The organism is Paenibacillus qinlingensis (assembly GCF_013204845.1).
GTDB lineage: Bacteria > Bacillota > Bacilli > Paenibacillales > NBRC-103111 > Paenibacillus_E > Paenibacillus_E qinlingensis.
The window spans coordinates 1-21,485 of the sequence record NZ_JABMKY010000046.1 but is presented as its reverse complement, the minus strand read 5'-3'; the positions used below and the strand labels follow the sequence as shown (position 1 = coordinate 21,485).

The 21,485-nt window shown below is 44.6% G+C and carries 15 protein-coding genes; 11 read left to right on the top strand and 4 right to left on the bottom strand.

Annotated features, from left to right (window positions below; genetic code table 11):
- Window positions 1-334 precede the first annotated feature (334 nt).
- The 6 genes from HQN88_RS37105 (at window position 335) to HQN88_RS37080 (ending at window position 7,406) form a co-directional block, all read left to right on the top strand.
- On the top strand, window positions 335-1,186 hold the full coding sequence (locus tag HQN88_RS37105) for an AraC family transcriptional regulator (protein ID WP_173121607.1): 852 nt from the start codon (window positions 335-337) through the stop codon (window positions 1,184-1,186).
- Between the two features lie 114 nt (window positions 1,187-1,300).
- The gene (locus tag HQN88_RS37100) at window positions 1,301-2,791 is read left to right on the top strand and encodes an ABC transporter substrate-binding protein (RefSeq protein WP_173121605.1); all 1,491 of its coding nucleotides are present in this window, start codon (window positions 1,301-1,303) and stop codon (window positions 2,789-2,791) included.
- Window positions 2,792-2,808: 17 nt separating this feature from the next.
- Window positions 2,809-3,711 carry a carbohydrate ABC transporter permease gene (locus tag HQN88_RS37095; protein ID WP_216855938.1) on the top strand — a complete coding sequence of 301 codons (903 nt, stop codon included), beginning with the start codon at window positions 2,809-2,811 and terminating at the stop codon, window positions 3,709-3,711.
- Window positions 3,708-4,532, top strand: a complete 825-nt coding sequence (locus tag HQN88_RS37090) for a carbohydrate ABC transporter permease (protein ID WP_173121602.1) — start codon at window positions 3,708-3,710, stop codon at window positions 4,530-4,532. The genes HQN88_RS37095 and HQN88_RS37090 overlap by 4 nt, the downstream gene beginning before the upstream one ends.
- Window positions 4,533-4,583: 51 nt before the next feature.
- Entirely contained in the window at window positions 4,584-5,963 is a 1,380-nt protein-coding gene (locus tag HQN88_RS37085; RefSeq protein ID WP_173121600.1) for a sulfatase family protein, read from the top strand.
- Between the two features lie 288 nt (window positions 5,964-6,251).
- Complete coding sequence (locus HQN88_RS37080) at window positions 6,252-7,406, top strand: sulfite reductase subunit alpha (RefSeq protein ID WP_173121598.1); 1,155 nt, start codon at window positions 6,252-6,254, stop codon at window positions 7,404-7,406.
- 62 nt (window positions 7,407-7,468) lie between these two features.
- Here the strand turns inward: HQN88_RS37080 and HQN88_RS37075 are convergent, their stop codons facing one another.
- Window positions 7,469-10,465: an efflux RND transporter permease subunit gene (locus tag HQN88_RS37075; protein ID WP_173121596.1), complete on the bottom strand. Its 2,997-nt coding sequence runs from the start codon at window positions 10,463-10,465 to the stop codon at window positions 7,469-7,471.
- 283 nt (window positions 10,466-10,748) lie between these two features.
- Here HQN88_RS37075 and HQN88_RS37070 point away from each other — a divergent pair, with 283 nt between their 5' ends.
- Complete coding sequence (locus HQN88_RS37070; RefSeq protein ID WP_173121594.1) at window positions 10,749-11,525, top strand: peptidoglycan-binding protein; 777 nt, start codon at window positions 10,749-10,751, stop codon at window positions 11,523-11,525.
- Between the two features lie 510 nt (window positions 11,526-12,035).
- Here the strand turns inward: HQN88_RS37070 and HQN88_RS37065 are convergent.
- Together HQN88_RS37065 and HQN88_RS37060 are read right to left on the bottom strand one after the other, a co-directional pair.
- Window positions 12,036-13,067 (bottom strand): anthranilate phosphoribosyltransferase, encoded by a 1,032-nt coding sequence (locus HQN88_RS37065; protein WP_173121592.1) that lies wholly within the window; start codon window positions 13,065-13,067, stop codon window positions 12,036-12,038.
- Window positions 13,064-13,714 (bottom strand): ANTAR domain-containing response regulator, encoded by a 651-nt coding sequence (locus HQN88_RS37060; protein ID WP_246320658.1) that lies wholly within the window; start codon window positions 13,712-13,714, stop codon window positions 13,064-13,066. The genes HQN88_RS37065 and HQN88_RS37060 overlap by 4 nt, the downstream gene beginning before the upstream one ends.
- Before the next feature lie 468 nt (window positions 13,715-14,182).
- On the opposite strand from HQN88_RS37060, the gene HQN88_RS37055 reads away from it, so the two are divergent.
- The 4 genes from HQN88_RS37055 to HQN88_RS37040 all read left to right on the top strand — a co-directional run bounded on the left by HQN88_RS37055 (window position 14,183) and on the right by HQN88_RS37040 (window position 20,686).
- Entirely contained in the window at window positions 14,183-15,424 is a 1,242-nt protein-coding gene (locus tag HQN88_RS37055; protein ID WP_173121590.1) for a nitrate/nitrite transporter, read from the top strand.
- Window positions 15,425-15,708: 284 nt separating this feature from the next.
- Window positions 15,709-18,135 carry a nitrite reductase large subunit NirB gene (gene nirB / locus HQN88_RS37050; protein WP_173121588.1) on the top strand — a complete coding sequence of 809 codons (2,427 nt, stop codon included), beginning with the start codon at window positions 15,709-15,711 and terminating at the stop codon, window positions 18,133-18,135.
- 33 nt (window positions 18,136-18,168) lie between these two features.
- The gene (nirD, locus tag HQN88_RS37045) at window positions 18,169-18,522 is read left to right on the top strand and encodes a nitrite reductase small subunit NirD (RefSeq protein WP_173121586.1); all 354 of its coding nucleotides are present in this window, start codon (window positions 18,169-18,171) and stop codon (window positions 18,520-18,522) included.
- 55 nt (window positions 18,523-18,577) lie between these two features.
- The gene (locus HQN88_RS37040; protein ID WP_246320657.1) at window positions 18,578-20,686 is read left to right on the top strand and encodes a molybdopterin oxidoreductase family protein; all 2,109 of its coding nucleotides are present in this window, start codon (window positions 18,578-18,580) and stop codon (window positions 20,684-20,686) included.
- A gap of 120 nt (window positions 20,687-20,806) precedes the next feature.
- On the opposite strand, the gene HQN88_RS37035 is transcribed toward HQN88_RS37040, so the two are convergent.
- Window positions 20,807-21,127 (bottom strand): hypothetical protein, encoded by a 321-nt coding sequence (locus tag HQN88_RS37035; RefSeq protein WP_173121584.1) that lies wholly within the window; start codon window positions 21,125-21,127, stop codon window positions 20,807-20,809.
- Between the last annotated feature and the right edge of the window lie 358 nt (window positions 21,128-21,485).

The window sequence follows — 21,485 nt, the reverse complement described above, 5'->3', positions numbered from 1 at the left end:
CTTTTACAACAGGACAAGGTCGAATAGCACAATTGGTTACATGTCACCTGAGCAATTTGAGCAGCTATACTACCAGCAAGTTGCATAACTTAGTGACGTCCACTTTCTTGACAGAAGAGCAGTTAATAACGAAAAGAGGCGTTTCAATAAGTCTACATAGACTTTTGAGACAGCCTCTTTTTGTTTTGCTATTTCCAATGATGATAGTCATTTCGACGATTCCATGCGCAAAACTTCCAATTTAGATAAAAACGTGAATACTGTGAACACAGAGGAAGTATGGGGAAATTGTCGAATTTAGTGTGCTACGTATAGTTACGCAAGGAGTGAAACGATGTCGACTCAAGTGAACGATCTATTTTCCATAACATTGTTTGATGTGAAAAAAGTACAATACTATTCCCGGATCATGTTTGATATTAGTCATCCCTACCTTACGGTATCTTACATCAAAAAAGGGGAGGTTATCACAACAGACGATGGCAAAGAGTATGTAGCCAAAACCGGAGATGTGATGATTAATCGCCCCAACACCCCTTTTAATGTGATTTCACAGGAAGAAGGTATTCATTATCTCTTAAGTTTGAAATTACATGTCAGGGAGGGAATCGATTTCTTGCAAGCATTTCCTCTCGATAAAGTTATCAAAGTTAGGGATACCGCTCTGTATGAGAAAAAGTTCGATGAACTTCAAGATTTATGGGGGCAAAAAGAGGCGGATCACTACTCGGTACAGTCTGCCTTCCTGGCGCTCTTTCTGTTACATGAAATTGTGGAAAGCTCCAAAATAGGAGAAAAGCGTAAGTCTAGAGAGACGTTTGAGATTACTCGGTTCAATTATGCGCTTCATTATATTGAGAAGGGGCTAGAACGCAATATTACACGCGAGGAATTAGCTGAAATTTACCATATGAATCCCATTTATTTTAGCCGTGCATTTAAACAGGTCTATGATCTAACGCCGATGCAGATGCTTCAAAAAATGCGACTCATCAAGGCAAAAAGAATGTTGGAAAACCCAGAGAACACCATTGAGCTTATTTCTCAGCAATGCGGCTTTTATGATGCATCGCATTTTAACCGTATTTTTCAGAAATCGTTTGGGATGTCCCCAAGTAATTTTCGAAAAAGTATCAAAAGTACAAAAAGTGGAATCGTGCCTACATGGTCTGAGGATAAGTTGTAGGATAACATGATAGTTAATGTGAAGGGAAGGAGGTTCTAGTGGCGGTTCTCACTGGAGCTAATTGTTAACAAGTGTTATCTATCAATATTGTTCAAAACAAAGGGGGATATACCATTGGTACAAAAACTGAAATATGCTGCCTTACTAATTGGAACTGTATGTATTGTACAAAGTATAACAGCTTGTTCGGCTTCAAATTCGGATTCTACAAGCACGGCGACACCTGCAGCCACAGGGACATCTGGAGAAAAGGTTACCTTGCGAGTGATGGACTGGGCAGATAGTGAGAAACCGTTCCGTGAGAAATTCATCAAAGATTTTGAAGCGAAATACCCAAATATCAAAATTGAATATACGCTAATGAGCGTTGATCAATTTCAGAATACAATTACAACTGCGATTAAATCGGGAGATGCACCGGATTTATACCCAATTCCCAACAATGTATCCTTGAGTATGGCGGTTAAAGGGGAATGGTATCAACCCTTAGATCCATATATTGATAACGATTTTAAGAACCAGTTCGTTGACGGCGCTTTTGTTGAAGGGGCGACCATGTTAAATGGGAAGATCTACTCCATTCCTGCTCTTGCGAGTGTGCCGAGTACACTTGTGTTTTATAATAAGCAGCTTTTCCGAGATGCTGGATTAGACCCTGAAAACCCGCCAAAGACGTACACGGAATTCCGCCAAGCGGCTAAGAAAATTACCGATGCAGGTAAAGGCAAAGCTTACGGTATTATCGAGGGTGGGAAACAAATTGGACGATGGAAACTAGCGGCAATGGACTGGTCCGCATTAGGCGGCAGCGGCTTAAATCAGCAATCACCGATCAGTTTGGTTACTCATAGTGCGAGCTATGACAGCAAGGCTGTCGTTGATGTCATGAATTTGTACAAGGGAATGAAAGATGACGGAAGTTTCCATCCAAAGACGATGAGCATATCTGCCCCTGAGGCTCGAGCTTTATTCGGGGAAGGGCAAGCAGGTTTTATCTTACAGGGCGAATGGTCAATTGGCGTATGGAAACGCGACAACCCTAACTTGGACTTCGGTGTTATGGCGCCACCTATTCCGGATGGCGGTCAGCAAGGCTTCTTGCCTAGATCAAGCTTTAGTCCGTGGATCGGAATGTCTAAAACAACGAAGCACCCGAAAGAAGCTGCCCTATATTTAAAAGAGTATTTCAGTAAAGATTACCAAGCCGTGCTAGTTAAAGCAGGAGATCGCTTCTCCATTTTAAAAGAAGTAAATGAAAGTTCCTCGGAGATTCCACAGTTTAAACAGTATTATGACATTGTTCAAAAGTTTTCAAGATCCGTGCCTAATCCGCAAATCAGGAATCCAGAGCTTGCAAGTGTATACGGCAATTACAAGGATGTTCAACCAGGTGTAGGCGATATTATGCAAGCTGTCGTATCCGGGGCAATTCAAGATCCTACGGCAACGCTTAAACAGTTATCCGATAATATTAATAAGTCTTTGGATACAGCGATTTCGAAAGCCAAATCGGAAGGTGCCAAGGTAGACAAAAACGATTTCATCTTCTCAAATTGGAGTTCTGACAAGAACTACACCGTCCAAGATTATAAGTCAATTCAATGATAGGGAGTTCACGCAACATGAAAACCAAGTGGAGAATTGAAATGTGGTGTTGGATATTCCTAATTCCTACTGGCGTCCTTTTCGTTCTGTTTCAAGGCTGGCCCATTGCGGCCAGCTTGTATTATGCGATGCTGGATTGGTCAGGTCTAACGACAGATTCAACCTTTGTCGGACTGAACAATTTTTATGATGTGGCTAAGGATCCCTATTTCTGGAACGCATATAAAAATAGTTTTAAATTTATGTTAGGTGTAGTTCCACTGCATCTGTTGATGCCATTAGTGCTTGCTATTATTTTGAATCGTCCCAAGTTAAGGGGAGCCAGCATCTATCGAACGTTAATTTTTTTGCCAGTAGTTACAACGACTTCGATTATCGGTATTATCATGGTTTTCATATGGGGCAGCGATGGAGCCGTCAATGATGCGCTTTTGAAAATAGGCTTGCTAGATACACCCATTAATTGGTTAGGTGATGCCAAATGGTCGATGTTTACCGTCATCATCATATCCGTGTGGAAAAATCTAGGGATTAACATGATCTATTGGCTTGCTGGACTACAGAATATTCCTAAGGATATTTATGAGGCAGCCGAAGTAGATGGAGCACGGGGGATGAAATTATTTGTTCATATAACAGTGCCTCTGTTAGTGCCCATTGGAGCTGTCATTTTATTGCTAAATGTCGTCAATTCACTGAAAGTGTTTGATTTGATTAAAACAATGACCAACGGGGGCCCTTTCTTTGCCACGGATGTTGTGTCCACATATATTTATCGTTACGCCTTCTCTAGTGAAATGGGACTGCCCCAATTAGGGTATGCTTCGGCAGCGGGCCTTTTCTTCGCAGTAACGATCATTTTCCTAGCCATCATCCAATCTGTGCTGACTAAACGAATAAAAGGTCGTGCAAAATCATGAAGATCTTTCGACTATCCTTATTTCACATCGTGATGACTTCTTTTTGTCTAGTTTGGATTTATCCATTCTTATGGATGGTATCAGCAGCTTTCAAAACACAGAGTGAATTTTTTGCTAATGGCCTGAAGCTGATGCCGAATAACTTTCAAATGGGGAATCTCATTAGGGCTTGGAACGAAGCGAACTTTGAACGTTATTTTCTGAATAGCGTGGTCCTTTCCGTCAGTACCATTTTAATTGTTCTTGTCGCAACGGCTACTTGTGGATATGTACTTGGCAGGTATGCATTTAGAGGGAAGAAGTTTGTATTGGGACTATTGGTCTCCAGCATGTTTGTCCCTATGGAATTCGCGATTATTCCGATCTATGATTTAATCAAACATTTGGGACTGATGAACAATTTACTAGGTGTTATTCTTGCTGAAGCTGGCGGGGCGCATATCATTTTTATTCTGCTCTTTTCCACCTTCTTTAGTCAGATTCCTAAGGAGTTGGAAGAGGCCTCCATTATGGATGGCAGTGGGTTTATGCGGACCTTTGCGACCATTATGCTTCCTTTATCCAAACCCATTGTTGGCAGCGTGATGATTATGCAGTTCATCTGGTCATGGAATTCTTTTATGATTCCTTTGATCCTAACGCTTAGCTCACCTAATCTCCGACCTTTGGCCGTTGGTTTATACGCATTACGAGGGGAGAACGTGGTTGACTGGACAGGCATAGCAGCAGGTGGGACGATCGCGATACTTCCGATTATTGTTATATTCCTATTCCTCCAGCGCTACTTTGTAGATGGGATTGCTGGAGCCGTTAAAGGCTAACATTTCCGCTACACAAACTATAAACGACATCAAAAGGTAGGATACAAATCGATGAGAATACTATATTTGGATTTAGATTCCTTACGCCCCGATCATCTCGGTTGTTACGGTTACCATCGAGCAACTTCACCCCATATTGATCGTATCGCAGAAGAAAGCGTGCGATTTACCAACTATTACTGTTCCGATGCGCCTTGTATGCCATCTAGAACCGCATTGATGTCAGGAAGATTCGGGATTCATACCGGTGTCGTTGGACATGGGGGAACTGCTGCGGATATGAGGCGCGAAGGAGCAGAGCGAGGGTTTGGTGACCGATTGGCCACGGAAAGCCTTCCTGGTGTATTGCGAAAACTAGGTATGAAGACAGCGTCAATCAGCACATTTGCCGAAAGACATTCCGTATGGACCTTTAATGCAGGTTTTAATGAAGTACTCAATGTTGGTGGCAAAGGCGGAGAATCGGCTGAAGAAGTGCTGCCTGTCGCTCTTAAATGGTTAGAGGATAATGCAAAGGCAGAGGATTGGTTCCTGCATTTGAATTTTTGGGACCCACATACCCCCTATCGGGCGCCGGATGCGTTTGGTAATCCTTTTGCTAATGAACCTATGCCTGCATGGATCACGGAAAATGTTTTTCAAAACCATATGCGCAAAGAAGGGCAGCATAGTATTCAAGATATGAATAAGCTTGCCCGATCGCATTATTATAAACATCCGAGACATGACAAGATGATAGAGGAACACAACGATTTAAGAACCCTCATCGATAATTACGATTGCGCCATTCAGTATATGGATGAGCATATTGGAAAAGTCATTCAGACCCTTGATCGACTAGGCGTTCTAGAGGAAACGGCCATTATTATTAGTGCGGATCATGGAGAGAACATGGGGGAACTGGGGATTTATTCCGAACACGGTACAGCGGATCAGGGAACCTGTCGAATTCCTATGATCATCCGATGGCCAGGTGGTCTCCAAGGAAGCGTAGATAAGGGGCTTCATTATCAATTAGATCTCGCTCCTACACTGGCTAGTTTGCTACAAACGTCTAAACCGGAATCATGGGATGGATTAAGCTATGCCGAAAGTATTACAAAAGGAACGGATACAGGCAGACCGTATTTGGTCGTATCCCAGTGCGCGCATGTTTGTCAGCGGAGTGTCAGATTCGAGCAATGGCTGTATATTCGAACCTATCATGACGGATACCATGGATTTCCGAGAGACATGCTGTTTGATCTGGATAATGATCCCTATGAACAGTACAATCTGGCGGAAGAAAGAAGCGATATATGCAAGCAAGCAGTTTATTTGCTTAATGAATGGCATGATGGCATGATGCTTTCCATGAAAGAGGATACAGATCCTTTGTGGACGGTAATGAAAGAGGGCGGCCCCTACCATGCCAAAGAATATCAACAATAATTTCATAACATCTACAAAATAGAATTAGGTGAGGGAGACGCTGTGGCAGGATCCCCTGCCTTTTTTGTGTATATATTTATGTGGTAATAGTTGTGCGAAAAATATATTTATTGGTAATGTTTTACGGGGGATATTATAGGAAATCAGGAGATTATTGTTTGAAAATGACAAATTGTTTAATTTTTTTGAAAAAGTTAAAAATTTATAATAGGATTATTTAATAAGCATATCTAAGTTGTGCAGCTTGTGATATTCTAAATAATAAAAAAATTTCTGGAGTGAAGAGAAATGCAAGTTACTGATGTCGAAAAAGTACCATCCTTGTTTTCTAGAACCAATCCGTTTCAAGCGAAAGTGTTGAAAAATACTAATTTAAATGGTGAAGGCTCCACGAAAGAAACACGCCATATTGAACTTTCGCTGGAAGGGTCTGGCCTTTCCTATGTGCCTGGCGATTGCTTAGGCGTAGTACCTGACAACGATCCGGAGTTGGTCGCTGGTATTCTTGAGGTTATGAAGTGGGATGGGGACACAGCGGTTGTCATTAATAAACAAAACGATACACTTCCGTTACAAGAAGCGTTTTTGAAGCATTTCGAGCTTACGTTATTGTCTAGAAAAATCGTTCAGCAAGCCGTTGAATTTTCCGACAATGAAGCGTTGAAGCAGCTTGTGGCAGATACGGAGCAGTTGAAGGCTTATACAGATGGCCGCGATTTGCTGGACTTACTGAGCGAATTCGGACCATGGAAAGCTTCCCCGCACGAAATTGTCGCTTTATTAAGAAAAATGCCGCCACGCTTATATTCCATTGCAAGCAGCTTTGCAGCTAATCCAGGTGAAGTTCATCTTACGATCGGTGCAGTTCGTTACATGGCACACGGCCGCGAGCGCAAAGGCGTTTGTTCCGTGATGTGTGCAGAGCGTCTGAACGAAGGTGACACGGTTCCAGTATTTGTTCAACTGAACAAACATTTTAACCTACCAGAGTCCTCGGAGCAGGATATCATCATGGTAGGTCCTGGTACAGGAATTGCACCATTCCGTTCCTTTATTCAAGAGCGCGCAGTGACCCAAGCGCCAGGTAAAGCATGGCTGTTCTTTGGCGATCAACGTTCCGCGACAGATTACCTGTACAAGGAAGAGTTGGAGCAATATCAACAGGCTGGCGCACTGACCAAAATAGACGTAGCTTTCTCCCGCGATACAGCACAGAAAGTGTATGTGCAAAATAAAATGCAGGAAAATAGCCAAGAGCTATTTGCTTGGTTAGAGCGCGGAGCTTACTTCTACGTGTGCGGCGATAAACAAAACATGGCGAAGGATGTTCACAACACGCTGATTGACATTATTGAAAAAGAAGGCAAGTTGAGCCGCGAAGATGCTGAAGCCTACTTGAATGGCTTGCAAGAGCAAGGACGTTACCAACGCGACGTTTACTAATTAAAAATAAGTAAGGCGAGTAAGCTGGATATCAGCTTGCTCGCCTTTTTTGTTTAACTTTATTATCGAGCCGATTCCAGCTGTCTTCTTTGACGCTTTGCTTTTCTAGCGTGGAGCAGTTCATAAACCGTTGGAACCATAATCAGCGTGAAGATCGTTGCTGAAGTCAAACCGCCGATAACTACTACTGCTAGGCCTCGGGAAACGATGCTCCCTTCTTCGGCTTTGGCAAGGACGAGCGGCACCATCGCACAAATGGTAGCAACGGCTGTCATCAAAATCGGACGCATCCGTGTAGCCGCGGCTTCCAGTAAGGACTCGCGTATGGTCATGTGCTCTTCATTTTGTTTCACACGGTCAATCAAAACGATGGCATTCGTGACGACGATACCGATCAGCATCAAGAATCCGAAGATCGACGTGACGTCGAAGGATGTTTTGGTGATCATCATCCCAACGATCGCGCCAACTGCCGCGAAAGGAAGGGATACCATGCTCGCGATTGGTGCTCGGAACGATTTAAATGTAATGACCATGATGAGCAACACGATACCAATGGAGATCCCCATGGTCATGAACAAGTCGGCAAAATCGCTGGATTGCTCAGCCGATGCTCCGCCAACGGTTAAAGCAACATGGGTTGGAAGCTTGAGATCTTTGGTGTTTTTCACGATCTCTGTGTTGATTTTGGATAGTTTCGTTGAGTCTACGAGTGCCGTCACACGCAAGAATTGTTGACTATTCTTATGAAGGATCGTGTTGGACTCATTGGTTTTTTCGATTTTCGCAACAGAGGTCAAGGCTGCTGGACCCGTTGCTGTCATGATTTGAATATTCGATAGGTCAGAAACGGTCGAAGGATTAATCAAAGCATCTAGCACAACTGGAATTTCTTTGTTCTCCAGCTTCATGGAACCAATCGGTGTTGGATTCATTAGGGAGCGGATCGTACCTGCAATTTCCTCTGGTTTAGCGAGTGCAGGATCAACAGTAATCGCGTAGCCTGGTTTCGTTACATTTTGATTGCTCGTCACTTTCTCGACGCCTTCAATACCTTTAATTGCCGCAATGACATCTGCTGCAGCTTGATCTAAGCTTTTGGCGGAATCTCCTGTTAAATCAACGGTAATGGCTGAACCGCTGCTGCCATCGAATCCGCCCCCGCCTGCTTGTAAATCAGCGTCCGGATATTTGGATTTTTGGGTGAGAACTTGGTCGATAAAATGCTGAGTATCCACATCTTTTTTCATGAATACTTGGAATGTTGCAATCGTTGGAGGCGCTACACTACCCCATTTGGCATTATCTTCGGTATTCCCTTGTTGCAGAATCAGATGATCAAGCTCACTTTGTTCGAGCATGAATTTCTCTAATTCTATTGCTTTGTCGCGTACAGTTGCAATCGGAGTTTCTGGTGTGTAGGAAAGTGTGACGCTCAACTGGCTTGCTGTTGAACCTGCAACTGCTCCTTTCGGCATGACGAAGTAAAGGGCAATCGAACCGCCAAACAGAATCAGCGAAACAAGTATGGAGATGAATTTATGATTCAGGCTCCAGGATAAGATGCTTCTTAGACCTTGCGATTCTTTATGCTCCTTTAATTTCGTACTGCGCAATAACCAAGCGCTCATGAGAGGAACGACGGTTAATGCAACCAATAAGGAGGACAGCAAGGAATATGTAACGGTTAAGGCAAAAGGAAGCAGGAACGCTTGCAATGAGCCTTTCAAAAGTCCGAGCGGCAGGAACACGGCAACGGTTGTTAGGGTAGAAGCGGTAATCGCTCTGGCAACCTCTCGCGTTGCATCAAGGATTAATTCCTTGGAGAACTCCGCCTTCTGGGTTCTTCGGAAAATATTTTCGATAACAACGATACTATCATCTACGAGTCGTCCTACGGCAACAGCGACCCCGCCTAGTGTCAAAATATTCAGTGTCACACCCGATTGGGAAAGCAGGAACAATGTTAATCCAAGTGAAAGAGGGATAGAAACAATCGTAATGAATGTGGAACGAACATTTCTAAGGAAGATCAGAATCACGATTGTCGCAAATAAGGCGCCAAGCAACACTTCTCTCATCATACTGTTCACGGAAGTGACAACGGATTCAGCCGTGGAATAAATCACTTCTGCCGTCGCACCTGGGTATTTTGTCGCGATTTCTTCTGAGATTTTGTCTACTTCCTTAGAGATATCAACCGCATTAGAGCTAGCATCTTTGGTTACTACCAATGTAAGCGAATCCTTGCCGTTAATGCGGGTTAGTGTATCTTTGTTTGCAGCGACTTCAACAGTCGCAACATCTTTTAATTTGACCCCTGGTGCTACAGTTAAATGATTAAGTGTATTGAGATCGTCCAGGTTCCCAACGACCTTAATGGCGCTCGTTTTGCCATCGATAGGTCTTTCTCCGACATTGACAGTTACGTTCTGCCCCTGAAGGACGCCCATCAGCACTTGAGCAGGCAATTTCGCATTGGCTAGCTTATCTTTGTCAGGGTGAATAATCACTTGGGATACGGATGTGCCGCCAAGTGCTACGCTAGCAAGACCTCTGATTTTCTGAAACTCAGGTAAAATTTTCTCTTGGGCTAACTCAACATTTTGCTTGGTGATGCCATCTTTGAAGTTAAGGGATACCCAGGAAAGTGGAATCATCGAGGTATTTAATCGAATAACGAAAGGCTTCGACATGCCTGCAGGCAGAACAATCGAGGTGAGTGCTTCTTGCACACTTGCTTGAGCATCCTTCATTTTAATATCCGAATCAAATGTCATATCTATTTTCATGAAGCCGTCGGACGATGTAGAGAATACTTCTTTCTTACCAGGCACACTGGAGAGTGCTTTCTCTATAGGTGTAGTTGCACTATCAAGCATGGATTTGGCATCGTAGCCTTGGCCGACGACCGTAACGCTTATTTGCGGAAAATCTGCACTTGGCAAAAATTCCATCGGCAATTTAAAATAACTACCGATTCCTGTGCCTAAAATTAATATCACCAAAAAAATGACTGCTGCTTTGTTACTAAAAGCCCATTTCGTAAACCATGTCACACGACTCGCTCCCTTTCAATAATCTATCTCATTCATTCTCTAGTCACAACTATAGCAATAATAATCTTAACGCGAATATGGCTGGGGGCTGGTTTCAACTCGGTCTAGAGTCGGAGAAATCCCTTAGGTGTAGAATTCCATCTTCTGATTGATATATGTAAATGAGGGATGGGATAGATAGAATTTTCATGAATTGGATAAAAGATTACCTTGAAGGAAATGCTACCCTTATCGTCCATCGTGTGACGAAGATACTGAAGACGACGGGAAGTGAATGTAACGCATGTTACAAGGCAAAAAGAGGTTAATCTGGATAGTCCTCATCTGTGTGGTCTTATTCAGTGCTTCCACAACGACTGTATTTGCGTATGGCAAAGGTGCAAAAGGCCCTGATGTCTATGCGGTTCAAGGGATGTTGAAATCTCTTGGCTACTACTCTGGACCGATTACGGGTTATTATGGGAATCAAACACAAGCAGGGGTTAAAGCGTTTCAAAGCAGATATGGTTTGGCAGTGACGGGAAATGTTGACGATCAAACCTTACAATCTATACTTTGGGCTTATGGTAATCTGAAGATTCCCAAGAAGGCGACACCAACGCCAGTACCAACACCAGCACCGAAGCTGGAGACACCGAGTCCAACACCTGCTCCACAGGTTCCTTCAACGTCAGGATTAACGGTAGAAGAGCAGCAAATGCTGGATCTTGTGAATAAAGAGCGAGCGGCAATTGGTCTTGCAGCGCTTACAGCGGATCTGGAGCTTACCAAAACAGCTCGTCTAAAAAGCCAAGATATGGTGGATAACAAATACTTCTCCCATGATTCACCAACATACGGTTCACCATTCGATATGATGGAGAAATTCGGTATTACGTATAATGCAGCAGGGGAGAATATTGCTTGTAACCAAAGCGTTCAAGCAGCGCATGAAGCACTCATGAATTCTCCAGGCCATAAAGCCAATATCCTTAGTAAAGATTACACGCATATAGGTATCGGTATTGTGGATGGCGGGCCATGCGGTAAAATGTTTACCCAGCAGTTTATTGGAAAATAGACATGAGGTATACAAAAGGAGCTAGCGCTTTTTGCGCTTAGCTCCTTTGTTTCGTGCATTGTAGCTACCACGGGGGGGAAGATGCAAAGATACACTTATTTTCGAGGGAATTGGCTTAACATGAGGTTAAAAGTGCGAAAAGGCAACCTTTTAGAGTCCGGAGGGCTTAAAAAGGACCATAGGGGTAGAAATTGTTGTATTTTCGCACGCATTTGCTAAAAATCCTCGATTTTAGAGCAAAATGTTGCACATTTGCATTTTTGCGCGTGGCTGCGCTTATTATACTCCGATAAGGGAGAGTGATTGGAGTTTCAAGCTACTTGGGAACCTCTATTGGAAAACAAGCTTAGAGAAATCGGAGCAGGTCGAATCCGCAGTAAGTCATTGTTTTTGTGATGAAAGTCGATTTACTCGCGCCCGCTATGCGTCCCTTGGCCCTCTAAGTCGAAAAAAAGAGCACCCCGCCACACCTGACTTTGGGATACCCTCACTCGTTTAGGAATATATGAATTATGTCGTTGATACAAGTTTAATTGCATCGGTCCATTCTGTGTATTTCTGAAGCGCAGCACCTTGCTCAATCGCATGGCGAGCCATATAGATGCCTTCTTCAATGGAGCCGGCTTTCTGGGAAACCCACAAACGGACAGCACTGTTGAGCAGCACCATATTTAAGTAGGGGAGAGCTGCATCGCCACGAAGAACAGATAGTGTAGTCTCTGCTTGCAGTTCAGCCGTCCATTCCAGGGCGGGAACTTCAACCATCAGCTCATAAATTTCAGGATCTACAATGAACAACTCACTTGCCCCGTCTTGAATGAGGTAAGTTCGTGTACGTTTATCGACACCTAAATCCTCCGAGCCTTCCATACCCTGCACGACAATACCGCGAGAAACTCCTAATTCAATGAGCAAATTCGTGATCTTCTCAAAAACAGTGCCATGAAACACGCCAACAGCCATATAAGGAGCTTCTGTAAAGCGCAACAGTTTCTCCGCCGTATTGAACACGGTTCTCAATCCGAGCTCTTTGCGAATTTCGCGCAGCTCGCCAAGCGGCTCACACCAGCTTTCGGTCGGTGTGAATAAGAAGCCTGTTCGCGCCGCAGCAGAAACTAATGCTTCACGAGATGCTTCAAGGGCATTTACACCCATTGATGTAAGCACATCGGATAAAGTGATGCCCCATTTAGGCGGCATGCTAGGGCTGCCGTGCAAGGTTGTAGGCAAACCGCATGCTGCGAGTACGAATGCGGTCGGTAAGGTTGCGATAAATGACCGAGTGCGACCATCATAAGGCCCGGCACAGTCCATACTTCCTGCCATAGGATAAGTGCTAATACGTTGTCGTAATGCATGAATAAAGGCTTTGATTTCATCAGGGGATTCCATTTTAATTCGCTCAGCTACTAGAAAAGCACCGATCTGTGCTTGCGTGGCTGCACCGGTTAGTATGAGTTCAGCTGCTTGAGCAGCTTCTTCATAGGTAAGGTCTCTGGCTCCGCGTTTACCGCGGCCTACTTCTTTTAATAAGGATATCATCGTTTGCGGCCCCCTTTGTTCTGATCCTGTAGTATCTGATATACCTTGACGATGGAGGTTGCGACGTCGACCATACGCTTACGTTCATTCATGGCTTGTTTACGGAGGAAATCATAAGCTTCAGCTTCCGAGATACCTTTGATTTCGCATAAAATTCGCTTCGCCTGATCAACCCACTTGCGTTCTTCGAGCTTAGACAGCAGTTGTTCGCGTTCCTGATGCCACTCGGTTCGTTGGAAATAATGGTTCACACCCAGTATCAACGCACAATGAATTTCCAGTGGGCTCATCGTGGGACCGATTAAGCCATCTATTCCCGCATCCATCTTACATTCATTAGAAGGAAAAGTTTGCGTATTGCACCACCAGAATATGGGGAGGCTCCGCTGTGCAAGCAAGCGTATACGCCAATCTGTGACTTGTTCGGGACCTACTGATAATAATACAGCATCAACCTTAGGGATGATAAAGGAAATTTCTTTCATATTAGATGAAGTATAAATGCGGAACCCCAAATCTTTCATAATTTCATCAGGTAAAAATTCTTTTCCTTGCATGTCTTCCGTTCGAACAGCATGTGAGGGCCCAGAGGAGGTAGCTGAGCGAGTTGACATGAACTCGTCGACCAGAATGAATGATTGTAACATGGGAATACCTCCATCTTGAATAACGTTAACTCATGATAAGTACATGTTAGGTTTTAATCTTTATTGGTATTATTATACGGCAATACTATAGCATATGCACCTGAAATTTGTCGATATGCTACACGAATTCTCTAAAATAATATTTTTGTGTTATGTTTATTGACATAGAATTAAGTGCGTCGTATAATCAAGTTAAGAAATCGGCACAATGATGTGCCAGCTAACGAAGGCAACGGTGCCTATCCCCTTACAAATACGTAACTGGATAGGCTTTTTATGTTCACTGTAATGAAAAAACTACATCTATCATGCTGTTCACGAGGAAGTGGCAGCAGTGGCAATGAGGCCGATAAACATCCTATGATTTGATAGGGGATGTTTGTCGGCCTTTTCTGTCAATGTATAATCAAACAAGGTAGGGATAGGACAAAAAGAAGGCGAAAAGCCTCACAAAAGGAGAGGGATTGCATGGTAGATCGGAAAAGTTTTATGCAAGTGGGGCACAAGGGGTCTTTGTTCAGTTCATTCTTGTATTTTGACATGAGCTTCATGGTTTGGGTACTTCTGGGACCGCTAGCTGTCATCCTTGCCAAAGATTTTGGGTTGGATGCCGCACAGAAAGCCAATTTGGTTGCTTTACCAACTTTAGGGGGGGCGGTCCTACGACTAGTACTTGGCGTACTGACGGATAAAATTGGTCCTAAACTAACAGGACAGATTGGACTTTCACTTACCTTAATTCCATTGTTCTGGGGATGGCAGTTCGCGAACACGATGGGAGATATGTATTTCGTAGCTCTGATGCTAGGTATCGCAGGAGCAAGCTTTGCTGCAGCACTACCGCTTGCTAGCAGCTGGTACCCGCCGCAGTATCAAGGATTAGCCATGGGGATTGCAGGGGCAGGAAATAGCGGGACGATCTTCGCTACCTTGTTTGCGAATCGTTTAGCACAACATTATGGAGACTGGCACGTTGTTTTCGGAATTGCCATGATTCCAATCGCGATAACACTGGTCATATTTAGTATTTTGGCCAAGGATAGTCCGAATAAACCAGCACCCAAAACGATTAAAGAGTACGGTAAAGTATTGAAGCAAAAGGATTCGTGGTTGTTCTGTATTTTCTATAGTGTTACTTTCGGCGGTTTTGTAGGAATGGCCTCTTATCTTACGATTTTCTTTAATACGCAATATGGGCTTTCTCCTGTACGTGCTGCAGATTTTACAACACTTTGCGTCATCGGCGGCAGCTTCTTCCGTCCCGTTGGTGGATGGCTTGCAGATAAGCTTGGCGGAATTCGTATGTTAATGGTTCTTTACGGGGTTGTTGGTTTAATGATGGCGGGTATCTCGACGCTTCCTGCACTTTCATTGACAACAGTGATGCTCTTCGTTGCTATGATGGCTTTCGGAATGGGGAATGGTTCGGTATTCCAACTTGTGCCACAGCGTTTCAAGGCAGAAATCGGTGTTATGACAGGCATTGTTGGAGCAGCAGGAGGATTAGGCGGTTACTTCTTGCCTAAAATTCTTGGAAACCTGAAATTATCCACAGGTTCTTTCACACCGGGCTTCCTGATTCTCAGTGGAATTGCACTCAGCTGTATCGTCATAATTGCGGTTGTTCAAGGGCAATGGAAACGTACATGGATTGGTGAAGGCGGCAAGGTAAAAGTAGCGCCTTCCAGCATGGATACAGTTCAAGCTTAACATAGGCAGGGGACGCCGCTGATTCTACGTGGTCAGCGGCACATCCAGTAAAGTTTTTGCTCATGCAGCCTGCACATCAGGCTGTATGGGCAAAGACGTTACGACTAGCGTCTTTGCAGTTCAACTCAACCATCGAACTGCTCAAGCTCCATATCCCAAATTTGTCATTCAGGAGCAAGGCTCCCAAATTTGTCATTTGGGAGCCTTGCTCCTGAATGACCCTTTTTCTACAACAACTCAAATTCAATTGAATGCCATAGTAAATGGATGGAAGGATGATCACAATGACAGTCAAAAAAGAGAAGCTAGTCCTGGTCGGAAACGGAATGGCGGGTGTTAATGCTGTTGAACATTTACTAAAACTCGCACCAGATAAATATGAGGTTACGATTTTCGGTAGTGAACCGCATCCGAACTACAATAGAATCTTGTTGTCCTATGTGCTATCCGGCGATTCCAAAGTGGAGGATATCGTTATCCACCCTTATGAATGGTATACGAACAATAATATTACCTTATATACGAATCAAACCATCACAGGCGTTGACACACTGGCACAAACCGTCACAAGTGATAAAGGCCTGACTGTTTCCTATGATAAATTAATTCTAGCAACAGGCTCTAATCCATTCATGATTCCTATGCCTGGTGCAGACAAAGAAGGCGTGATGGCCTACAGAACGATCCGTGATTGTGAAATCATGATTGAGTCGGCTAAAAAGTACAAGAAAGCGATCGTCATCGGCGGCGGTTTGTTAGGCTTAGAGGCAGCGCGTGGTTTCCTTAATCTGGGCATGAAAGTCGATGTCGTTCATATCGTTGATACGATTATGGAGCGTCAACTGGATCGGACAGCTTCCAAAATGCTGCAAGCCGCTCTTGAAGAACAAGGTATCAACTTCCTATTAGAGAAGCAATCGGCAGAAATTGTAGGAGACAAAAGAGTAACCGGCCTTAAATTTAAGGATGGCACGATAGCTGAAGCTGATCTAATTGTGATGGCGGTAGGTATTCGTCCTAATGTAGCCCTTGCCAAAGAAGCTGGTGTGGAGTGTAATCCAGGTATTATCGTAAATGATTACTTGCAAACCAGTGTTCCGAACGTGTACGCCGTTGGTGAATGTGCGATGCACAGAGGCATCGCCTATGGTCTAGTAGCACCACTCTATGAGCAAGGTGCCGTTCTGGCGAAACATTTGGCTGGCGTAGAAACGGGCCCGTATGAAGGCTCTATTTTATACACGAAGCTCAAAGTATCCGGTGTTGATGTATTCTCGGGCGGTCAATTCGTTGAGGCAGAAGGAACGAAAGCCATTCGTATTCATGATGAATTCTCAGGAGTCTATAAGAAAGTCGTTATTAAAGACAATAAAATTATCGGTGCCGTACTCTTTGGTGATACTGCTGACGGTACGCGACTAATGCAAATGATTCGAGAAGAAACAGATATTAGCGGTATGGGGAAAACAGCGATTCTAACGGACGGTTCGAGTGGCAGTGGTGGTGCGGCTTCCGGCGTTGCAGAAATGAAAGATGACGCGATTATCTGCGGTTGTAACGGTGTAACGAAAGGGACGATCTGTTCGGCCATTAAAGATCAGGGCTTAACGACTGTAGATGAAGTGAAGAACTGTACAACGGCATCGCGTTCCTGCGGAGGCTGTAAGCCATTAGTCAGTGATCTGTTGGCTTTCACTCTTGGGGCTTCTTATGATAAAAATGCAGCGAAAGAAACAATCTGTGGCTGTACAACACACACGCGGGATGAAGTTGTGACGGCTATTCGGGAAAAAGGTTTATCCCATGTACGCGAAGTGATGAACGTTCTTGAATGGAAAAATGAAGAAGGCTGCTCCAAATGCCGCCCAGCACTGAATTATTATTTGGGCATGATTAGCCCTGAGACATATAAAGATGACAGTACGTCCCGATTCGTGAACGAGCGTATGCATGCGAATATTCAAAAGGATGGTACGTACTCCGTTGTTCCACGAATTTATGGCGGTGTTACGAATCCGACAGAGCTTAAGCGCATTGCAGAGGTTGCTGAACAATTCAACGTACCGACGGTGAAATTTACTGGCGGACAACGACTCGACTTGCTAGGTGTGAAAAAAGAAGATTTGACCGCCATGTGGGAAGCGTTGGATATGCCATCTGGGTATGCCTACGGGAAAGCCTTGCGGACAGTAAAAACATGTGTCGGCGAAACCTTCTGCCGTTTCGGTACAGGTGATGCGATGGGTGTTGGTATTGAGCTCGAGAAGCGTTTTGAACGATTGAATACACCAGCCAAAGTGAAGCTTGCTGTATCGGGATGTCCACGCAATTGCGCAGAATCAGGGATTAAAGATTTGGGTATCGTGTCCGTCGATGGTGGCTGGGAATTATATGCCGGAGGAAACGGCGGCGTAAAAGTTCGCGTGGGTGACTTGATGAGTACGGTTAAGACCGAAGCTGAGATCATCGAATATACAGAAGCTTATCTGCAATACTACCGTGAAACAGGGAAATACGGAGAGCGTACGAGCGAGTGGGTGCACCGTCTAGGAATCGATCATATTCGTGATGTTGTCCAAAATGAAGAACAGCGTAAGCAATTGTGTGAACGTATGGATTTGGCGCTATCCGTGACACAAGATCCATGGAGGCAAGCTATTGATAGCAAGAAAATCCAACGAGACCTCTATGAAGTTGTTGAGCTGAAGTAGCAATAGAGAGATACACAGGGAGGAGCAGAGAAGATGATAACACAAAATGAGCAAATGATTTGGGTGCAAGCCGTTTCCTATGAGGATTTAGCCTTTAATACGGGGAAGACGATTCGGTATCAAGGAGAAGAGGTTGCCTTGTTCAAATTAAAGAGTGGCAAGCTCCAAGCGATTCAGAATCGCTGTCCGCATAAAGAGGGTGTCCTTGCTGAGGGTATCGTCTGTGATGATCACGTGTTCTGTCCTATGCATGATCGCAAAATCCATTTGCCTACTGGTCTTGTGCAAGCTCCGGATACAGGCTGTGTGAAAACGTACCTGACCAAAGTGGATGATGCTGGAGATGTTTATATTGGATTTCCAATCAACAATGAAATGGCTAGTTAGGCCTTATAAACCTTATATACCTATAAAGAGAGCTTGATCTGCGGGGGTGGGAGCGTTGAGAACAGCACTGGTCACATTATCGGATGAACAGCCCTCCTCCCATTGTTGCTTTTGCAGTATGCAGTGTGGATTGGAGATACTACCCAGTGATAAGACAGATGGTTTAACGATTAAGCCGAGCGCGAATTTCCCAGTTGCAACAGGCCGTTTATGTCAAAAAGGCTTGAATGCTTTGGAGCATGTCGTTCATTCCGAGCGTATTCTGGAGCCGCTTCATAGGGAGATTGCAAGAGTAGGACAATGGCAGCAGGTATCTTGGCAGTCCGCTTACGAGGATATTGCGCAGCGGATTGGGGCTTTGCAAGCGGAACATGGGCGTGATGCAATCGGTGTCTATGGCGGCGGATCGTTGACGAATGAAGTAAGTTACTTACTTGGGAAGTTTACACGTGTGGCGCTCAGATCCAAATATATTGATTATAACGGTCGCTATTGCATGTCATCCGCTGCGGCAGCGAGTAATAAAGCTTTCGGTATCGATCGTGGGATGACGATGCCCCTATCGGAAATTCCTAATGCGAAATATATCATTCTAGCGGGTACGAATATTGCGGAGTGCCAGCCGACGATGATGCCTTATCTATTAGAAGCAAAGAAAAAAGGCGCCGTGATCGTAACCATTGATCCGCGTAATACGATGACCTCCAAAACAGCTGATATTCATGTGAGACTTCAACCTGGTTTCGACTCCGTGTTCATCAATGGTCTCCTTCATGTCATGATTGAAGAGAACCTTGTCGATCACAAGTTTATTCAATCGCGTACGTCTGGTTTCGAACAAGTAAAAGAAGCGGTCAAATCATTTACACCAGCTCGTGTAGAGTATCTAACAGGTGTCCTTGAAGCGGTGGTTCGTACAATCGCTCGTGGTTTCGCGAAGGCGGAGACGGGTATCGTGCTAACGGCAAGAGGTTTGGAGCAGCAAGTCAATGGGGTAGAGAATACACTCAATTACATTAACCTGGCACTGCTCACGGGTAAAATAGGGCGTTCAGGCTGCGGATATGGCGCTGTGACCGGTCAAGCGAACGGCCAAGGTGGTCGTGAGCATGGGCAAAAAGCCGACCAGCTGCCAGGCTACCGCTTGATCGAAGATCCGGCTGCGCGTGAGCATGTGGCGAAGGTGTGGGGCATCGATCCAAGTGAGCTGCCAGGAAAAGGTGTTTCCGCCTATGAACTGTTGCAGAAAATTGATGAAAGTGAAATAAAAGCATTGATCGTGCTCGGCTCTAATCCACTCGTTTCTAGCCCGAACAATAAAATGGTAGAGCGAGCTTTACAAAAGCTGGATTTACTCGTGGTTGTAGACATGTTCGAGACCGAAACGGCACGATATGCCCATTATTTGTTGCCTGGTTCATCTTTTGCTGAAGCGGAGGGGACCATGACCAACCTAGAGGGGCGTGTGTTCCATCGCAGGAAAGCCATGGAGCTTCCGGGAAATAGCAAGCTCGATTATCACATTATTAGCGAACTGGCTGATGCACTAGGACGAGGCGCCTACTTTCAATATGCGGGTATTGAAGATGTATTTCGTGAACTAGCCGCAGCCACCGCAGGTGGCAAAGCCGATTATAGTGGCATCACCTATGAACGTTTGCAAAAAGAGAAAGGGATCTTCTGGCCATGTGGGTCAGCCGACCATCCGGGAACACCGCAATTATTCCAAGATCGTTTTCATCATGCGGATGGAAAAGCCCTATTATTCGGCATACAGCCGAAAATGCCTGCAGAGCCCATTGATAGCGACTTTCCGTTCGTTCTCACAACGGGCCGTCTGGCCAATCATTACTTAAGCGGTGCGCAGACGCGCCGAACCGAAGCTCTCAATAAGAAGGCACCCGTGCCGGTTGCCGAAATTCATCCGTCTTTGGCCAAGCGAATCGGCTTGAGCGTGGAACAAAAAATCCGGATCACCAGCCGGCGTGGCTCCCTTGTTTTCCAAGTCAAGGTCACCGAGGGGATTCAACCTCGCACCGTCTTCGTTCCTTTCCATTGGGGCGACGAGCATTCGATCAACGTGTTGACGAACGACGCCTTGGATCCAACGAGTCGGATGCCGGAGTTTAAGATATGCGCAGTGAAGGTTGAGCGAGTGGAATGACATAGAGCGCCCCAGTTGGAATTCGACTGGGGTGTTTGTTTGATTAGACCATTACGCCATTGAAACCCGTTTAGGCGCTTAACAAGTACGAACCACGAACTACGAACCACGAAGCGCGAACTACGAAGCACGAAACACAAAACACAAAACACAAAACACGAAGCACGAAGCATGAACCACGAGCCACGAGCCACCAAACACGAAGCATGAACCATGAACCATGAACCATGAACCACCAAACACGAAGCATGAACCATGAACCATCAACCACCAGCCACGAACTACCAAACACAAGCCACAAGCCACAAGCCACAAACCACAAACCACAAACCACAAACCACAAACCACAAACCACAAACCACAAACCAACAATCTCCAAACACGAAGCATGAACCATGAACCACCAATCACCAACCACCAATCAGTATCCAATTCGGCCAACTTCAACTTGGACTCCTCTGGCACCTCGATTCTCCGCTACAAACGTCGTTTTATACTTTAACTGGATTTTGTACAGCTATTTCGGCGGAATCACACCAAATATTTCATTTAGATGGAAAATGTACAGTTAATTTATGCCATTTATTTTAATATTGCTAAAATGACCGAATATAACAACATAAAATCCATCTAAATTCAATTTCAGCTCGTTTTGAGCGAAATTAGATGTACAAAATCCAGGCCTGTTGATTAGCTAAATTCTGGAAGGGAAAATAATGTAGCTGCTTAAATACACCGTCCATTCAGGTGACAAAATCTTCAAAGTGAATCGTCTGTCAAATTCAACAAAAGTCAGTCT

What these genes read in the sequence shown, in the direction of transcription:
- HQN88_RS37105 (WP_173121607.1), top strand. Translation starts at nt 335, where the DNA reads ATGTCGACTCAAGTGAACGATCTATTTTCCATAACATTGTTTGATGTG.
- HQN88_RS37095 (WP_216855938.1), top strand. Translation starts at nt 2,809, where the DNA reads ATGAAAACCAAGTGGAGAATTGAAATGTGGTGTTGGATATTCCTAATT.
- HQN88_RS37090 (WP_173121602.1), top strand. Translation starts at nt 3,708, where the DNA reads ATGAAGATCTTTCGACTATCCTTATTTCACATCGTGATGACTTCTTTT.
- HQN88_RS37085 (WP_173121600.1), top strand. Translation starts at nt 4,584, where the DNA reads ATGAGAATACTATATTTGGATTTAGATTCCTTACGCCCCGATCATCTC.
- HQN88_RS37080 (WP_173121598.1), top strand. Translation starts at nt 6,252, where the DNA reads ATGCAAGTTACTGATGTCGAAAAAGTACCATCCTTGTTTTCTAGAACC.
- HQN88_RS37070 (WP_173121594.1), top strand. Translation starts at nt 10,749, where the DNA reads ATGTTACAAGGCAAAAAGAGGTTAATCTGGATAGTCCTCATCTGTGTG.
- HQN88_RS37065 (WP_173121592.1), bottom strand. Translation starts at nt 13,067, where the DNA reads ATGATATCCTTATTAAAAGAAGTAGGCCGCGGTAAACGCGGAGCCAGA.
- HQN88_RS37060 (WP_246320658.1), bottom strand. Translation starts at nt 13,714, where the DNA reads ATGTTACAATCATTCATTCTGGTCGACGAGTTCATGTCAACTCGCTCA.
- HQN88_RS37055 (WP_173121590.1), top strand. Translation starts at nt 14,183, where the DNA reads ATGGTAGATCGGAAAAGTTTTATGCAAGTGGGGCACAAGGGGTCTTTG.
- nirB (WP_173121588.1), top strand. Translation starts at nt 15,709, where the DNA reads ATGACAGTCAAAAAAGAGAAGCTAGTCCTGGTCGGAAACGGAATGGCG.
- nirD (WP_173121586.1), top strand. Translation starts at nt 18,169, where the DNA reads ATGATAACACAAAATGAGCAAATGATTTGGGTGCAAGCCGTTTCCTAT.